Below are 17320 nucleotides of genomic sequence, written 5' to 3'. Positions count from 1 at the left end.
ACTGATCACCGTGACGGCGACACCCAGCTTCACCGGCGACGCGAACCCCTACGGAGGCGGCGACCCGTACGCGGACTACCGCACCGCCGACTTCCCCTTCACCCAGTACGCCAACCTCGCCGACCGGCAGCTCGGCGCCGGTGTCATCGCCGCCAACGACGAGTTCTTCGCCCAGCGGGAGAACCTGCTGGTGCCCGAGCGGGCCGAGTTCGACCCGGAGCACTTCGGCCACAAGGGCAAGGTCATGGACGGCTGGGAGACCCGCCGCCGGCGCGGTGTCTCCGCCGAGCACCCCTGGCCCACCGCCGAGGACCACGACTGGGCGCTGGTCCGGCTCGGCGCGCCCGGCGTGATCCGCGGCATCGTCGTCGACACCGCCCACTTCCGCGGCAACTACCCGCAGGCCGTCTCCGTCGAGGGCGCCCGCGTACCCGGCTCGCCCTCGCCCGAGGAACTGCTCCGCGCCGACGTGAAGTGGACCACCCTCGTCCCGCGCACCCCGGTCGGCGGCCACGCGGCCAACGGCTTCGAGGTCACCGCCGAGGAGTGCTTCACCCACCTGCGGGTCAACCAGCACCCCGACGGCGGCATCGCCCGGCTGCGGGTGTACGGCGAGGTCGTCCCGGACCCCGAGTGGCTGGCGGCGCTCGGCACCTTCGACGTGGTCGCGCTGGAGAACGGCGGCCGGGTCGAGGACGCCTCCAACCTCTTCTACTCGCCGGCCACGAACACCATCCAGCCGGGCCGCTCCCGCAAGATGGACGACGGCTGGGAGACCCGCCGCCGCCGTGACCGGGGCAACGACTGGATCAGCTACCGGCTCGTCGCCCAGTCCGCCGTCCGCGCCGTGGAGATCGACACCGCCTACCTGAAGGGCAACAGCGCCGGCTGGGCGTCGGTGTCCGTCCGGGACGGCGAGGACGGCGAGTGGACCGAGGTCCTGCCGCGCACCCGGCTCCAGCCCGACACCAACCACCGCTTCGTCCTGCCCGAGGCGGCGGTCGGCACGCACGCGCGGATCGACATCTTCCCCGACGGCGGCATCTCCCGGCTGCGCCTGTTCGGCTCCCTGACCGAGCGCGGCGCGAGCGCCCTGGCCGCCCGCCACCAGGAACTGGGCGGCTGATCCCCGCCCGCACGCCCGCGCGGGGCGCCCCGGCCGGACAGCACCGGGGCACCCCGCGCGTCACCCGCACGGACCCTCCCGCCGCCGGTGCGGAACTCTTCCGTCCGTCTGACGCGTTCTCCCTCACGTGACCCTTCAGCAAGAGATCGTCGGCAACGCCATGCAGATGGCGGTCGTCAGCCTGCGCCCCGGCCAGACCGTGTACTGCGAGGCCGGCAAGTTCCTGTTCAAGACCGCGAACGTGACCATGGAGACCCGGTTGTCCGGCCCGTCGGGCGGCGGCGGACAGCAGCAGGGCGGCTCCGGCGGCATGGGCGGGCTGCTGCGCCAGGCCATGGGCACCGCCATGCAGGTCGGGCAGCGCATGCTCGCCGGCGAGTCGCTGGCCTTCCAGTACTTCACCGCCCAGGGCGGCGAGGGCACGGTCGGTTTCGCGGGTGTGCTTCCCGGGGAGATGCGGGCCCTGGAACTGGACGGCACGCGCGCGTGGTTCGCCGAGAAGGACGCCTTCGTGGCCGCCGAGTCCAGCGTCGAGTTCGGCATCGCCTTCGCCGGCGGGCGCACCGGCATGAGCGGCGGCGAGGGCTTCGTCCTGGAGAAGTTCACCGGGCGGGGCACGGTGATCATCGCCGGCGCGGGCAACTTCATCGACCTGAACCCGGCCGACTTCGGCGGCCGCATCGAGGTCGACACCGGCTGTGTGGTCGCCTTCGAGGAGGGCATCCGGTACGGCGTCCAGCGCGTCGGCGGCCTCAACCGCCAGGGGATCATGAACGCCGTCCTCGGCGGCGAGGGCCTGTCCCTGGCCACCCTGGAGGGCGACGGCCGGGTGATCCTCCAGTCCCTCACCATCGAGGGCCTGGCCAACGCCCTGAAGAAGGCCCAGGGCGGCGACAAGCAGGGCCCGACCGGCGGACTGTTCTCCACTCACGCCGGCTGACCGGGACGCCCGCGGCGAAGACCGAGGCCCGGCCGGAGCGGGCCGGGCCTCGGGGTGTCGCGCCGTTCCTCGGGCCGGGCCCGTGGGGGAGGGGCTCAGCAGCCGTAGTCGACCAGGTCGAACGAGGCGTAGTGGTCCGCCGTGTAGTAGTCCTCCCGGTACTTCTCACCGGTGACGATGCGCCGCGCACCGCGGGTGGAGGAGCCGGGAGTGATCACGGTGTACTCGTGGTAGTAGCCGGCCGTGTGGCCGGGCAGGACGCCTTCCCGGTTCTGGAAGACGCTCCCGTCCTGCGAGTACGGATACGGGCCGCCCTGTGCGATCAGGTCCAGGGTGTCGTACGCCTGGGCGGGAAGGTCGCCGTAACAGATGCTGCCGACCGACTGTGCCGCGGCGTCCGCCGTGGTGGCCGTGACGGTGCCGCCCACGAGGAGGGCGGACAGGAGGGCGGCTGCTGCACCGATGCGCGTCGCGCGTGGGGGGAATCTCATGGCCTCATGATGACGCGCGTAGATCATGGCATGTCAATGTCAAGCACGCAGAGTTTCCCGGTACGTCCGATGATTTTTCCGGGGGTTAACCTACGGCCGTTTCCGGCCCTCCGCCGCGGCGAACAGCGCGAGCGCCAGCACCACGAGCCCGCCGCTCGCGTAGACCTCGTAACCGTCGAGGAAGCCGAGGCTCTGCACGAGGCCCACCCGCCAGTCGGTGAACTCGTGGACCAGGCCCATGACGCCCTGCACCAGCGCGATGAATCCGAGAAGTTCCAGTAGCTGTCTCACCCGGCGACTCTCGCCCGGCGGCCACGCCCCGCGCATCGGCCGCGCGGCGAGCGTCCGCCGCCGAAGGGCCGCCTTCCGCCCCGGCGGCCCGCGACCAAAGTCTCCCGGCGGTGCGACTTCGGTCGGCCGCGGCCGGTCGCAGGGTCGGTGATCACCGGCCCGGGGCGGCGGCGGGACACCGACCGTGCGTAGATTTGCCGACCGTGAGCGACGACGAGCAGGCGCGGGCGCCGAGAGACTTCACGGGCCGACGGTGGCTGTTCCCGTCCGCGCTGGTCCACGAGCTGGACCCGGACGCAGGGCCCTCGGGCCGGCGGCCGCGGCGCACCGCGCGCGACTGGGTCGTCGACTTCTCCTGCTTCCTCCTGGCCGTCCTCATCGGCCTGGCGGCGGCCCGGTCGGTGGCCGAGGAGACCGGCCTGCCGCACTCCCTCGCCGTCCTCGACCAGGTGCTGGGCGGCCTGTCCTGCGCCGCGCTCTGGCTGCGCCGCCGGTGGCCGGTGGGGCTCGCCGTCGCGATGGTCCCGGTCGGCCTGCTGTCCAACACCTCGGGCGGCACGGCGATGGTCGCCCTGTTCACGCTCGCCGTGCACCGGCCCTTCCGGTACGTCGCCTGGATCGGCGGCGCCGAACTCGCGCTGGTCCCGCTCCTGTACTGGGCGCGGCCCGATCCCGATCTGCCCTACACCGGCGTCGTCGCGTTCACCGCGCTGCTCACCGTGTCGATCACCGGCTGGGGCATGTTCGTCCGCTCCAAGCGGATGCTGATGCTCAGTCTGCGGGACCGGGCGCACCGGGCGGAGACCGAGGCCCGGCTGCGCGCCGAGCAGGCCCAGCGGCTGGCCCGGGAGGCCATCGCCCGCGAGATGCACGACGTGCTCGCGCACCGGCTCACGCTGCTCAGCGTGCACGCGGGCGCGCTGGAGTTCCGGCCGGACGCGCCCCGCGAGGAGATCGCGCGGGCCGCCGGCGTGATCAGGGAGAGCGCCCACGAGGCCTTGCAGGACCTGCGGGAGATCATCGGTGTGCTGCGGGCCGGCGACGCCGAGGAGCCGTCCGGCGGGCGGCCGCAGCCGACGCTGGCCGCGCTGGACGCCCTGGTCGCCGAGTGCCGCGAGGCCGGGACGAAGGTCGTCCTCGACCACCGCGTCGCCGATCCCACCGCCGTCCCCGCCTCCGTCGGCCGCACCGCCTACCGCATCGCCCAGGAGGCCCTGACCAACGCCCGCAAGCACGCCCCGGGCACGGCCGTCACCGTCTGCCTGACCGGCGCTCCCGGCGACGGCCTGACGGTGACCGTCACCAACCCGGCACCGCCCGCCGAGGTCCCGCCCGTCCCCGGCTCCGGCCAGGGCCTGATCGGCCTCACGGAGCGGGCCACTCTGGCGGGCGGCCACCTCCGGCACGGCGCCCGGCCCGACGGCGGCTTCGAGGTACGGGGGTGGCTGCCGTGGCCGAAGGGATGAGAAGAGCGTCCGTGGATGCCTTCCGTGTCGTACGCGCGTCGGCTGGGCGGACGGCGCGAGCGGCGTTCCGGTCCGGAGGCTGCCTGGAATCCCGCCCGCGTCCGGCCTCGGCCGAGGCGACGGACACGGCACCCGACCACTCGCCTTTCCGGCGCCGCGCCTCGCAAGGCGGGTGAGTTCACGGGGCGGCTGGCGGCAGGCTGTCGAGCCACCCTTGCGCTCACCCTCCACCACCGACCGTCCCGCCGCCCCGCTCCGCCCGGCGTGATTACGTAACCCCATGACTGCGACGCCGATCAGACTCCTCCTCGTCGACGACGACCCCCTCGTCCGTGCCGGTCTGGCGCTGATGGTCGGTGGGGCCGGGGACATCGAGGTCGTCGGGGAGGCCGCCGACGGCGGCGAGGCCGAGGAACTGGCGCGGCGGACCCGGCCGGACGTCGTCCTCATGGACCTCCGGATGCCGGCGGTGGACGGGATCACCGCGACGCGACGGCTGCGCGCGCGGCCGGACGCGCCGCAGGTCGTGGTGCTCACCACCTTCCACGCCGACGAACAGGTCCTGCACGCCATGCGCGCCGGCGCCGCCGGCTTCGTGCTGAAGGACACCCCGCCCGCCGAGATCGTCGACGCGGTGCGCCGGGTCGCCGCGGGCGACCCGGTCCTGTCGCCCGCGGTCACCCGGCAGCTGATGCGGCACGCGGCCGGTTCCGCCGCCGACGCCCGGCAGACCCGGGCGCGCGAACGGCTCGCCGCCCTCAACGACCGCGAGCGCGAGGTCGCCGTCGCCGTCGGACGCGGGCTCGCCAACGCGCGGATCGCCGGCGAACTCTTCCTCAGCGTGGCCACCGTCAAGGCCCACGTCTCCCGCGTCCTCGCCAAGCTCGGCCTCGACAACCGGGTGCAGATCGCGCTCCTGGTCTACGACGCCGGGCTGCTGGACGGCGACGGCGGCGAGGGTCTCTAGACGCCACCGGGAAGGGACGGCCAGGCCCCCGCGCACTCGGCGACGTACTCGGCGAAGGGCTCGGTGTCGGCTTCCGCGCGGAGTTCGTCCGGGCGCCGGGGCTCTTCGCGGGCCACGGAAGCGGCGATCCGAGTGCCGCATCAGGTGGAGGGCGCGCCGCCGGATGTCGAGCCGCCGGCCAGCGTGGTGGGCGATGGGCCATGCGGCGCGCGCCCTCTCCGCGCCGACCGTTTCCGCCGCCGGCCAGCCCTGCTCCGCCATGATCCGAACGAGCCGGTCACCGTACCGTGCGGCTAGGCGGCGCCGCGCGGGCTGCCCGGCAGGGCCGCCGCTGTTCACGGGAGCCGAGGACGGTGACCGGCCGCCGCCGTGGCCGTGGGTCCTCCGCGGCGCGGCAACGTCGCGCGTCACCCTCCGCTTCCGCGGCCGGATCGCTGTGACGGTCGCGGTGGGTGGAAGGCGCGGACGCGTTCGCCGTCGCGCGCGGCCGCCGTCCGGGAACGCCACGGAGCGCTGGAACCGACCGGTCCCGACCTATGTCCGGACAACCTGACTACACGACTTCCCGTCACCCAGGCGCGGGACTACGCTCGGCCCCGTGCCGAAACCAGATGTGGACCCGTCCGTGGCGCTCGACCTCCGCGTGGACCGTAGCTCCCCGGTGCCGTTGTATTTCCAGCTCTCCCAGCAGCTGGAGTCCGCCATCGAGCACGGCAGCCTCACCCCGGGCAGTCTGCTCGGCAACGAGATCGAGCTGGCCGCGCGGCTCGGGCTGTCCCGGCCGACCGTCCGCCAGGCCATCCAGTCCCTCGTGGACAAGGGGCTCCTCGTCCGGCGCCGGGGCGTGGGCACCCAGGTCGTGCACAGCCAGGTCAAGCGCCCGCTGGAACTGAGCAGCCTCTACGACGACCTGGAGGCGGCCGGCCAGCGCCCCGCCACCAGGGTGCTGGTCAACACGGTCGTCCCGGCCCCCACCGAGGTCGCCGCCGCGCTCGGCGTCCCCGAGGGCGGCGAGGTGCACCGCGTCGAGCGGCTCCGCCTCGCCCACGGCGAACCCATCGCCTACCTGATCAACCACCTCCCGCCGGGCCTGCTCGACCTGGACACCGGCCGGCTGGAGGACACCGGCCTGTACCGGCTGATGCGCTCCGCCGGGATCACTCTGCACAGCGCCCGCCAGTCCATCGGCGCCCGGGGCGCCACCGCCACCGAGGCCGAGCGGCTGACCGAGGCCGAGGGTGCCCCGCTGCTGACCATGCGGCGCACCACCTACGACGACACCGGCCGCGCGGTGGAGCTGGGCGACCACACCTACCGCCCGAGCCGCTACTCCTTCGAGTTCCAGCTCCTGGTGCGACCGTGACCACACCACGGCATTTACTGCGATATCCGGACAGAACGGCCGTTCCATGGTCCCCGGTCGTGCCATCCGCATGCGGCATGTCCGATACTGAAGTGTTTGGGGCAGGTGAGTCACCGCCGGGAAGCGCCCACGGTGAGGTCGCCGGCCCCTTATGTACGTCGGAGCAGAGCAAGAGCGGCAAGAAGGGCACGGGCCTCGTGGCACGGTTTCGGACCTGGGTAGGCATAGCGCTGGCGGGGGCACTCTCCGTGTCCCTCGCGGCATGCAGCAGCACCGGAGGAAAGCGGGCGGAGGACGCGCGCAAGGCCGCCGCCGCCCAGGGCAGGGCGGCGGTGAACACCCCCCGCTGGACCTTCGCGATGATCACCCACTCGGGGGACGGCGACACCTTCTGGGACATCGTCCAGAGCGGTGCCAAGCAGGCCGCCGTCAAGGACAACATCAACTTCCTGTACTCCCACGACGACGAGGCCCAGCAGCAGGCCCAGCTGGTCGACGCGGCCGTGGACAAGAAGGTCGACGGCATCATCGTCACCCTCGCCAAGCCGGACGCCATGAAGGCCGCCGTGGCCCGCGCCGAGAAGGCCGGCATCCCGGTGATCACGGTGAACTCCGGCTCGGAGGAGTCCAAGGCCTTCGGCGCCCTCACCCACATCGGCCAGGACGAGACCATCGCCGGCGAGGCCGTGGGCGAGGAGCTGAACAAGCGCGGCAGGAAGAAGGCCCTGTGCGTGCTGCACGAACAGGGCAACGTCGGCCACGAGCAGCGCTGCGACGGCGTCGCCAAGACCTTCCGCGGCACGCTGCGCAAGCTCTACGTCAACGGCACCAACATGCCCGACGTGCAGTCCGCCGTCGGAGCCAAGCTCCAGGCCGACAAGTCCATCGACTCCGTCGTCACCCTCGGCGCGCCCTACGCCGACACCGCCGTGAAGGCCAGGACGGACGCGGGCAGCAAGGCCGAGATCGACACCTTCGACCTCAACCCCCAGGTCGCGGCGGCGCTCCAGGACGGCACCCTCGGCTTCGCCGTGGACCAGCAGCCGTACCTCCAGGGCTACCAGGCCGTCGACCTGCTGTGGCTGTACAAGTACAACGACGACGTCCTCGGCGGTGGCAAGCCGGTGCTGACCGGCCCGCAGATCGTCACCAAGGACCAGGCCGCCGAGCTGGCCGAGTACACCAAGCGGGGCACCCGATGAGCGCGGTCGCCGGCGAGAAGCCGGCCGACGAACGGCTGCTGCCGGCCTCCCCGCTGCGCAAGCTGCTCGCCCGCCCGGAGCTGGGCTCGGTCGTCGGCGCCCTGGCCGTCTTCGTCTTCTTCGCCTTCGTCGCCGACGGCTTCGTGCGCGCCTCCAGCCTCAGCACGGTGCTGTACGCCTCGTCGACCATCGGCATCATGGCCGTACCCGTCGCGCTGCTGATGATCGGCGGCGAGTTCGACCTCTCGGCGGGCGTCATGGTGACGTCGTCCGCGCTGATCTCCTCGATGTTCAGCTACCAGATGACGGCGAACACCTGGGTCGGCGTGGGCGTGTCGCTGCTGGTCACGCTGGCCATCGGCGCCTTCAACGGCTTCATGCTCACCCGGACCAGGCTGCCCAGCTTCATCATCACGCTGGGCACCTTCCTGATGCTGACCGGCATGAACCTCGGCTTCACCAAGCTGATCGACGACACGGTCTCCACCAAGACCATCGGCGACATGGAGGGCTTCGAGAGCGCCCGCGCCGTCTTCGCCTCCACGCTCACCGTCGGCGGCGTCGACGTGAAGGTCACCATCCTGTGGTGGCTGGGCCTGGTCGTCCTCGCCTCCTGGATCCTGCTGCGCACCCGCACCGGCAACTGGATCTTCGCCGTCGGCGGCAACGAGGAGGCGGCCCGCGCGGTCGGCGTCCCGGTCACCCGCACCAAGATCGGCCTCTACATGGGCGTCGCCTTCGGCGCCTGGATCTCCGGCCAGCACCTGCTCTTCTCCTTCGACGCCGTCCAGTCCGGCGAGGGCGTCGGCAACGAGCTGATCTACATCATCGCGGCCGTCATCGGCGGCTGCCTGATCACCGGCGGCTACGGCAGCGCGGTCGGCTCGGCCGTGGGCGCGCTGCTGTTCGGCATGACCAGCAAGGGCATCGTCTTCGCCGAGTGGAACCCCGACTGGTTCAAGTTCTTCCTCGGAGCGATGCTGCTCCTCGCGACCCTGCTCAACGCCTGGGTCCGCAAGCGCGCGGAGGCGACCGCATGACCCTCGTCGAACTGACCGACGTCAGCAAGCACTACGGCACCGTCCGCGCCCTGGAGGGCGTCTCCCTGGAGGTCCACGCGGGTGAGATCACCTGCGTCCTCGGCGACAACGGCGCGGGCAAGTCGACGCTGATCAAGATGATCGCGGGCCTGCACCGCCACGACGGCGGCACGCTGCGCATCGAAGGCGAGGAGACCACGCTCTCCTCCCCGCGCGAGGCCCTGGACCGGGGCATCGCCACGGTCTACCAGGACCTGGCCGTCGTCCCGCTGATGCCGGTCTGGCGCAACTTCTTCCTCGGCTCCGAGCCCCGCAAGGGCGCCGGCCCGTTCAAGCGCATGGACATCGACCTGATGCGCCGCACCACCCGCGAGGCGCTGCTGCGCATGGGCATCGACCTCAGGGACGTCGACCAGCCCATCGGCACCCTCTCCGGCGGCGAACGCCAGTGCGTGGCGATCGCCCGCGCGGTGCACTTCGGCGCCAAGGTCCTCGTCCTGGACGAGCCGACGGCCGCCCTGGGCGTGAAGCAGTCCGGAGTGGTACTGAAGTATGTGGCCGCAGCACGCGACGAGGGCCTGGGCGTTGTCCTGATCACCCACAACCCGCATCACGCGTACCTCGTAGGCGACAGATTCGTGCTCCTGAGGCGGGGCGCGATGGTGGGCAATTACACACGGGACGACATCACCCTGGACGAGCTGACCAAGCAGATGGCGGGCGGAGCCGACCTGGACGCCCTGGTACACGAACTGCAACGAGGCTGAGGGCGCGGGGCCGTGCCGGTGTACGGCCGCGCCGCCCGGGCGTGGGAAACCACGAAGGACCCGCGCCCGGCACCGGACGCGCACCCCCCGCCTCCCCGCCCCGTACGGCACCCGGCGTGAGCGTGCGGCAGAATCGTCCAACGATGAGCACCTACCGCGACCTCACCGCCCCCATCGGTTCCCGCCGCGCCCCGGTCCTGCGCACCGTCGGCACACGGGAGCGCCGGTCCCACCTGACCGCCCCCCGCGTGCCCACGGTCGGCATCGACATCGGCGGCACCAAGGTCATGGCGGGCGTCGTGGACGCCGACGGCAACATCCTGGAGAAGCTCCGCGCGGAGACCCCGGACAAGTCCAAGAGCCCGAAGGTCGTCGAGGACACCATCGTCGAGCTGGTCCTGGACCTGTCCGACCGGCACGACGTGCACGCGGTCGGCATCGGCGCGGCCGGCTGGGTGGACGCCGACCGCAACCGCGTCCTGTTCGCCCCCCACCTGTCCTGGCGCAACGAACCGCTGCGCGACCGCCTCGCCAGCAGGCTCTCCGTGCCGGTCCTGGTGGACAACGACGCCAACACCGCCGCCTGGGCGGAGTGGCGCTTCGGCGCCGGCCACGGCGAGGACCACCTCGTGATGATCACCCTCGGTACCGGCATCGGCGGCGCCATCCTGGAGGACGGCCAGGTCAAGCGCGGCAAGTTCGGCGTCGCCGGCGAATTCGGCCACATGCAGGTCGTGCCCGGCGGCCACCGCTGCCCGTGCGGCAACCGCGGCTGCTGGGAGCAGTACAGCTCCGGCAACGCGCTCGTCCGCGAGGCCAAGGAGCTGGCCGCCGCCGACTCCCCGGTCGCCTACGGCATCATCGAGCACGTCAAGGGCAACATCGACGACATCACCGGTCCGATGATCACGGAGCTGGCCCGCGAGGGCGACGCGATGTGCGTGGAACTGCTCCAGGACATCGGCCAGTGGCTCGGCGTCGGCATCGCCAACCTCGCCGCCGCCCTGGACCCCTCCTGCTTCGTCATCGGCGGTGGTGTCTCGGCCGCCGACGACCTGCTCATCGGCCCGGCCCGGGAGGCGTTCAAGCGCCACCTCACCGGCCGCGGCTACCGCCCCGAGGCCCGCATCACCCGTGCCCAGCTCGGCCCCGAGGCCGGCATGGTGGGCGCCGCCGACCTCGCCCGGCTGGTCGCCCGCCGGTTCCGCCGGGCCAAGCGGCGCCGGGTGGAGCGGTACGAGCGCTATGAGCGGTACGCCGAGGCGCGCCGCGCCCGGGACACCGCATGACGCCCTCGCTGCCCCACCAGGGCGGTCCGCCACCGCGGCCGGACCGGCCCGCCGAGAACTCCCGGCGCCGGGCCCGGCGCCGGGCGATCACCCTGCTGATCATCGTGCTGCTCATCGGCGTCCCGGCCGGCTATCTGGTGATCTCCGCCAACCAGAGCCGCGACAGCGGCAAGGACAAGGAAGCCAAATACTCCGCGACCGGCCTCACCGCCGGCTGGCCCTCCAAGGTGCAGCGCCGCCTCTACCAGGTGTCCGTCCCGCACCCCGCCGAAGACATCGCCTACTACGAGACGAACAACTGGAAGACCAGCCGCCTCTACGTCCAGTTCCGCACCAACCCCGCCGGCCTCGACAGCTTCCTCGGCGCCATGGGCGCACGCCCGCAGCAGCTGCGCAAGGACGACATCACGATCGGCGAGCGCGACCGCGAGGTCAGCGGCTGGACCTTCACCGGCCCCGGCCCCTGGCAGGGACTGACCCACGAGCAGAAGAACCCCGCCCCCACCCAGGACGTGGTCGTCAACCTGTCCGACCCCCAGCGCCCGATGGTGTACGTGGTCTCCCGCACGGTCCCGTGATCCGGGGTCCCGTCCGGGCCCCGGAGCCGATTGTCAGACCCCGCCCTTAGAGTCGAAGACGACTGGTCCGACGCGTGGGCGGGAGGTGGCAGGACGGATGACGAGCGGCACGGCCGTGGAGGCCGGGCACACGGAGAGTTCCCGGGAGACCGGGCACCCGCGGTGGGCGCGCCTCGCGTGCGTCTATCTGCCCGCGCCCCTGCCCCGCGACGGCCGCCTCGCCTTCTGGGACCCCTCGGGCGAGGCGCTGCCCACGGCACCCGAGGGCACGGCCGAAGAGCTGACGGTCGTACGCCGCCACGGCAGCGGAGTGCGCCGCCGCCAGGTGCCCGCGCTGACCCTGCCGCTCGCCCGGGCCCTGCCGCCGCTGGTGCGCGCCCGCCGCGACCCGGCCGCCCACCCGGCCACCGCCTGCTGGAGCGCCGCCGCCCTGCACGCGCTGCGGCTCGTCGCCCGCGGCCGGCTGCTGCCCGGCCTCACCCCGGCCGGCCACGACGCCTGGCGGGCCGGCCCGCTGGAACCCGAGGACCTCGCCCACCTGCGCGCGATCGCCGCCGCCCTGCCCCCCGAGGGCCACGCCGTGCCGCTCCCCGGCCCCGGCGCGCTGCGCCTGCCCGAGCCCGAGGCCCTCGTCCGCTCCTTCCTCGACGCGGTCGCCGACACCCTCCCGCGCACCCCCGCCGCCCCGCACACCTCCGGCCGGCCCTTCGCCGCCCAGGCACCCCAGAGCCTGCCCGCCGCCCACGCGTGGGCGGCCGAGGTCGCCGCCGGCATGGACGCGGGCGTCCGCGTCTCGCTGCGCCTGGACCTGTCGGCGTACGACGTCTTCGACACCGGCGCGAGCGACGGCGCCCGCGCCGCCGGCGCCGCCGTCGTCCAGGTCCACAGCCTCGCCGACCCCACCCTGGTGGCCGACGCGGCGGCCCTGTGGGCGGGCGAGGCCGACCCGGCGTTCGGACCCCGCGCGCGCGTGGACGCCGCCCTCGCCGTCCGGCGCGCCGCCCGGGTGTGGCCGCCGCTGGACCGCCTCGCCGAGCAGGACGTGCCCGACGTCCTCGCCCTGTCCGAGGAGGAGCTGAGCGACCTGCTCGGTGTCGCGGCGAACCGGCTGGCCGCCGCCGGGGTCGCCGTGCACTGGCCCCGGGACCTCGCCCGCGACCTGACCGCCACCGCCGTGATCCGCCCGGCCCCCGGCTCCGCCACCGACGGCACCGGCTTCTTCGACAGCGCCGGCCTGCTCGGCTTCCGCTGGCAGCTGGCGCTCGGCGGCGAACCGCTCGACGAGGCCGAGATGGACGCCCTCGCCGAGGCCCACCGCCCCGTCGTACGGCTGCGGGACCGCTGGGTGCTGGTCGACCCCGCGCTGGTCCGCAAGGCCCGCAAGCGGGAACTGGGCCTGCTCGACCCGGTCGACGCGCTGTCCGTCGCGCTCACCGGCACCGCCGAGGTGGACGGCGAGACCGTCGAGGCCGTCCCCGTCGGCGCGCTGGCCGTCCTCCGCGACCGGCTCACCGCCGGCCTGCGTCCCGCCGACCCGCCCCCGGGCCTCCACGCCACCCTGCGCGACTACCAGCTGCGCGGGCTGGCCTGGCTCGACCTGATGACCTCCCTCGGCCTCGGCGGCTGCCTCGCCGACGACATGGGCCTCGGCAAGACCGTCACCCTCATCGCCCTGCACCTGAAGCGGGCCCGCACCGAACCCACCCTCGTCGTCTGCCCGGCCTCCCTCCTCGGCAACTGGCAGCGGGAGATCACCCGGTTCGCGCCCGGCGTCCCGGTCCGCCGCTTCCACGGCCAGGACCGCAGCCTGGACGGCGTCGAAGGCGGCTTCGTCCTCACCACGTACGGCACGATGCGGTCGGCGGCCCCGCACCTCGCCGGTCAGTCCTGGGGCATGGTCGTCGCCGACGAGGCCCAGCACGTGAAGAACCCGTACTCGGCCACCGCCAGAGCGCTGCGCACCATCCCGGCGCCCGCGCGCGTGGCGCTCACCGGCACCCCGGTGGAGAACAACCTCTCCGAACTGTGGGCCCTGCTCGACTGGACCACCCCCGGACTCCTCGGCCCGCTGAAGTCCTTCCGCGCCCGGCACGCCCGCGCGGTGGAGAGCGGCGAGGACGCGGAGGCGGCCGAGCGCCTGTCCCGGCTGGTCCGCCCCTTCCTGCTGCGCCGCAAGAAGTCCGACCCGGGCATCGTCCCGGAACTGCCGCCCAAGACCGAGACGGACCATCCGGTGCCGCTCACCCGGGAACAGGCCGCGCTGTACGAGGCGGTGGTGCGCGAATCGATGCTGGCCATCGAGACGGCCGAGGGCATCGCACGACGGGGCCTGGTGCTGAAGCTGCTCGGCGCGCTGAAGCAGATCTGCGACCATCCGGCGCTGTATCTGAAGGAACGGCCCGACCCCGAGCGCCTGGCCGCCCGCTCCGGCAAGCTCGCCCTGCTCGACGAGCTGCTGGACACCCTGCTCGCCGAGGACGGCTCGGCCCTCGTCTTCACCCAGTACGTCGGCATGGCCCGGCTGCTCACCGCCCACCTGTCCGCCCGCGCGATCCCGGTCGACCTGCTGCACGGCGGCACGCCGGTACCGGAGCGCGAGCGCATGGTCGACCGTTTCCAAAGCGGCGAGACCCCGGTCCTCGTGCTCTCCCTGAAGGCCGCCGGCACCGGTCTGAACCTCACCCGCGCGGGCCATGTCGTCCACTTCGACCGCTGGTGGAACCCGGCGGTCGAGGAGCAGGCCACCGACCGCGCCTACCGCATCGGCCAGACCCAGCCCGTCCAGGTCCACCGCCTGGTCACCGAGGGCACGGTGGAGGACCGCATCGCCGAGATGCTCGCCGCCAAGCGCGCCCTGGCCGACGCCATCCTCGGCTCCGGCGAGGCGGCCCTCACCGAACTGACGGACCGCGAGCTGTCCGACCTCGTCTCCCTCCGGAGGACGCCATGACGCCCCCCGACCACACCCACCCCGCCGAGGAGGCCCGCCGAGCCCTCCGGGAGGCACGCCGGCGGACGCCCGGTACGGCGGCGGAGGAGCGTCCGGCGCCGGGCCCGGCCGAGGAGCGGCGCGCTGAGCCGGGCGCGGCGCAGGATCCGGTCGACGGGGAGCGCGCGGAGCCGGGCACGGTCGACGGGGCGGTGGCGCGGGGCGCGGAGGGTTCCTCGCCCGACGAGGCGCGGCCGTCGCGTGGCCCTGCCGGAGCCGGTGCGGATCCCGGCGCGCGGCCGAGGCCCGCCGATGTGGCGAGGGCGGCCCTCAGAGCGGCGGCCGCCCGCCGGACCGCCGACGCGCGCTCGGAGGTGGCCGAGGGTGCCGTGGACTTCGCACGCGAGGGGCTGGAGGGCAGCCCGGAGGGCACCGGTCCCGCGCCGGAAAGCGGTGCGGAGGGTGCCGGCCCGGCGGAGGGAGCCGGTCCGGACGGTGCCGGTGCCGGTTACCCGGCGGAAAGCGAGCTGGACGGTACCCGCTCCGTGCGGGCGGACGAGCCGGATGGTGCCGGTTCCGTGGGGAGGGCCGGTGCTGTGGCGGAAGCCGGGCCGGGTGGTGCCGGTTTTGGGTGGGGTGCTGGGTCGGATGGTGTCGGCCCTCTGACGGAGAGCGAGCCGGACGGTATCCGTTCCGTGCGCGCGGACGGGCTGGGCGGTGCCGGCCTCGCGGGCGGAGCCGAACCGGACGGCACGGCCCCGGTGCCGGAGGACGTGCCGGACGGTGGCCCGGTGCCGGAGGACGAGCCAGATGGTGGCCGTGTGCGTGGGCGTGCCGGTGGTGCTGCCGGCCGGCGTCCCGGCGATGTCGCCCGGGAGGCGTTGCGCGCGGCGCGGCGGGAAGCGGCGCGTGCGGAGGCCGAGGCGGCCGCCGGGACGGGGAGCGGGCGGCGAGCGGCCGGGCCGGGCCGGGCCGCCGGGCCGCGCACCTCTCCTCCGCCCGGGGAGGAGACTGCGCCCGCCCGGGCCAGGACCGTACGGGACATGCGGCAGTACCTGGCGACCGCGTTCCGCATGCCCTCGTGGACAGAGACCACCGGCGACGAGCCGGAGGACCCCGTCCACACCGCCGCGCCCCCACCCGCCGAGCCGGCGGACAGCGACCCCGGGCCGGCCGCGGCGGCGCAGCCGCACTTCGGGGCCGGAACCATGGGCACCCCGCACCGCGACGGTGAACTGCGCCGCACGTTCCCGGCGTTCCCCGCCCGCGTGGGCGGCGGCGCGGGGGAGCCGTTCGCCGGGACCTGGTGGGGCAACGCCTGGATGGGTGCGCTGGAGCGGGGCGCGCTGGACCCCAAGCGGCTGGCGCGCGGCCGGGATTACGCCGACCAGGGGCAGGTGGACGCCATCACCGTCACACCGGGACTGGTGCTGGCGTACGTCCGGGGAAGCCGGCCCCGGCCGTACCGGGTGCAGATGCGGGTGCGGACCCTGGACGACGCGGACTGGGAACGGTTCCTGGACGCCGCCGCCGACCGGCCGGGCCATATCGCGGCGCTGCTCGACAAGGAGCTGCCCCAGTCGCTCGCCGACTGCGGCGTCCCCCTGCTGCCCGGCCCCGGCGACCTCTCCCCGCGCTGCAGTTGCCCCGACTCCGGTCACCCCTGCAAGCACGCCGCCGCCCTGTGCTACCAGACGGCCCGCCTGCTCGACGCCGACCCCTTCGTGCTCCTCCTGCTCCGCGGCCGGGGCGAGAGGGAGCTGCTGGACGCGCTGTCCCGGCGCAGTGCCGCCCGCGCCGCCCGTGCCGCGCGCGAACGGGAGCCACGGACCCTGCCCGGCGTCCGGGCCACCGACGTCCTGGCGGACCGTCGGCTCCCGCCACCGCCGCCGCCGTTGCCGGGGCCCCCGCATCCCGGACAGCCTCCCGTGTACCCCTCGGCACCCGGCGGCCCGGACCCCTTCGCGCTGGACCAGCTGGCGACCGACGCCGCCGCCCGCGCGCACGCGCTGCTCGCCACCGGACGCGATCCGGTCGGCGAACTCACCCTGTGGCAGGACGCGGTGCGCCTCGCCGCGGCCCGCCCGGGCTCCGGACTGACCGCGGCCACGCGCACGCTGTACGCCGCACTCGCCGACGCCACCGGCCGCACCCCGGCCGATCTCGCCCGTGCCGTGGCGGCCTGGCGGCAGGGCGGGGAGGCGGGGCTGGCCGTCCTGGAGGAGCCGTGGGATCCGCCGGCCGGCCGTTTCGACCGGGCCCGTCCGCTGCTGCTCGCCGCCGACCTGCCGGCCTTCCGCCCCTGGCGCAACCGCCTCACCCACCCGCGCGGCCACGTCCAGCTCCGGCTGGGCCGCGACGGGTTGTGGTACGCCTACGAGTCGGAGCCCGGCCAGGACGACTGGTGGCCCCGCGGCACCCCGGACTCCGACCCGGTAGGCGCCCTGACCGGCCTCGGCATCTCCGACCCCCTCTGACCCGACCCCGCCCGACGGCCACCCGGAACAACTCAAGAACCCTGCCTACCGGTTCACCTCAGGCCCTGGCCCGCTGGACGGCTCGCGGCACGGGCGGCCGGACGGTCGGCCGGTACAAACCTCGTCCCCGGCCTGCCGGTTCACCCCGAACCTCGGCGTGCCGGACGGCTCGGACCCGCGCCCGCCCGACGACCCGACGGAACGCCCCCCCGTCCCCGGCCCGCCGGGCAACTCCCACTCCGGCCTGCCGGACGACCCCTGACCCAGGCCGCCCGACGACCCTCGGCTCCGCCTGCCCGAAGCCCTCCAACACCGGCGCCCGCACCCGACCACCGTCACCGACGCCCGGACCGGCCTTCCGTGCCGGCTCCTCGCCGACGGGGTGCCGTAGCCG

General features: G+C 74.2%; 14 protein-coding genes. 12 read left to right on the top strand and 2 right to left on the bottom strand.

Annotated elements, in window-relative coordinates; translation table 11 throughout:
• Positions 1–10: 10 nt before the first annotated feature.
• Together alc and SCK26_RS08040 are read left to right on the top strand one after the other, a co-directional pair.
• Positions 11–1126 (top strand): allantoicase, encoded by a 1116-nt coding sequence (alc, locus tag SCK26_RS08045; RefSeq protein ID WP_318200572.1) that lies wholly within the window; start codon positions 11–13, stop codon positions 1124–1126.
• A gap of 127 nt (positions 1127–1253) precedes the next feature.
• Entirely contained in the window at positions 1254–2066 is an 813-nt protein-coding gene (locus SCK26_RS08040; protein ID WP_318200571.1) for an AIM24 family protein, read from the top strand.
• A gap of 95 nt (positions 2067–2161) precedes the next feature.
• On the opposite strand, the gene SCK26_RS08035 is transcribed toward SCK26_RS08040, so the two are convergent.
• Together SCK26_RS08035 and SCK26_RS08030 are read right to left on the bottom strand one after the other, a co-directional pair.
• Positions 2162–2557, bottom strand: a complete 396-nt coding sequence (locus tag SCK26_RS08035) for a ribonuclease domain-containing protein (RefSeq protein ID WP_318200570.1) — start codon at positions 2555–2557, stop codon at positions 2162–2164.
• A gap of 90 nt (positions 2558–2647) precedes the next feature.
• On the bottom strand, positions 2648–2848 hold the full coding sequence (locus tag SCK26_RS08030) for a hypothetical protein (protein ID WP_318200569.1): 201 nt from the start codon (positions 2846–2848) through the stop codon (positions 2648–2650).
• A 194-nt stretch (positions 2849–3042) separates the two neighbouring features.
• Here SCK26_RS08030 and SCK26_RS08025 point away from each other — a divergent pair, with 194 nt between their 5' ends.
• The 10 genes from SCK26_RS08025 to SCK26_RS07980 all read left to right on the top strand — a co-directional run bounded on the left by SCK26_RS08025 (position 3043) and on the right by SCK26_RS07980 (position 16926).
• Complete coding sequence (locus tag SCK26_RS08025) at positions 3043–4314, top strand: sensor histidine kinase (RefSeq protein ID WP_412080719.1); 1272 nt, start codon at positions 3043–3045, stop codon at positions 4312–4314.
• Positions 4315–4594: 280 nt separating this feature from the next.
• A complete protein-coding gene (locus tag SCK26_RS08020; RefSeq protein WP_318200567.1) occupies positions 4595–5281 on the top strand; it encodes a response regulator transcription factor in 687 nt (228 codons plus the stop codon).
• Between the two features lie 625 nt (positions 5282–5906).
• Entirely contained in the window at positions 5907–6644 is a 738-nt protein-coding gene (locus SCK26_RS08015; protein WP_318205956.1) for a GntR family transcriptional regulator, read from the top strand.
• 197 nt (positions 6645–6841) lie between these two features.
• Positions 6842–7846, top strand: a complete 1005-nt coding sequence (locus SCK26_RS08010) for a sugar ABC transporter substrate-binding protein (protein ID WP_318200566.1) — start codon at positions 6842–6844, stop codon at positions 7844–7846.
• The gene (locus SCK26_RS08005) at positions 7843–8886 is read left to right on the top strand and encodes an ABC transporter permease (RefSeq protein WP_318200565.1); all 1044 of its coding nucleotides are present in this window, start codon (positions 7843–7845) and stop codon (positions 8884–8886) included. The genes SCK26_RS08010 and SCK26_RS08005 overlap by 4 nt, the downstream gene beginning before the upstream one ends.
• Positions 8883–9653, top strand: coding sequence for an ATP-binding cassette domain-containing protein (locus SCK26_RS08000; RefSeq protein WP_318200564.1), 771 nt, complete (start codon positions 8883–8885; stop codon positions 9651–9653). The genes SCK26_RS08005 and SCK26_RS08000 overlap by 4 nt, the downstream gene beginning before the upstream one ends.
• Before the next feature lie 143 nt (positions 9654–9796).
• Positions 9797–10942 (top strand): ROK family glucokinase, encoded by a 1146-nt coding sequence (locus SCK26_RS07995; protein WP_318200563.1) that lies wholly within the window; start codon positions 9797–9799, stop codon positions 10940–10942.
• Complete coding sequence (locus tag SCK26_RS07990) at positions 10939–11520, top strand: sugar kinase (RefSeq protein WP_318200562.1); 582 nt, start codon at positions 10939–10941, stop codon at positions 11518–11520. The genes SCK26_RS07995 and SCK26_RS07990 overlap by 4 nt, the downstream gene beginning before the upstream one ends.
• 97 nt (positions 11521–11617) lie before the next feature.
• Positions 11618–14470: a DEAD/DEAH box helicase gene (locus tag SCK26_RS07985; RefSeq protein ID WP_318200561.1), complete on the top strand. Its 2853-nt coding sequence runs from the start codon at positions 11618–11620 to the stop codon at positions 14468–14470.
• Between the two features lie 674 nt (positions 14471–15144).
• Complete coding sequence (locus SCK26_RS07980; protein ID WP_412080718.1) at positions 15145–16926, top strand: SWIM zinc finger family protein; 1782 nt, start codon at positions 15145–15147, stop codon at positions 16924–16926.
• Positions 16927–17320 lie beyond the last annotated feature (394 nt).

It is taken from the genome of Streptomyces sp. SCL15-4 (assembly GCF_033366695.1).
Classification (GTDB): domain Bacteria; phylum Actinomycetota; class Actinomycetes; order Streptomycetales; family Streptomycetaceae; genus Streptomyces.
Note: the sequence above shows the minus strand (reverse complement) of the source record. Positions and strands in the feature narration are given on the sequence as shown.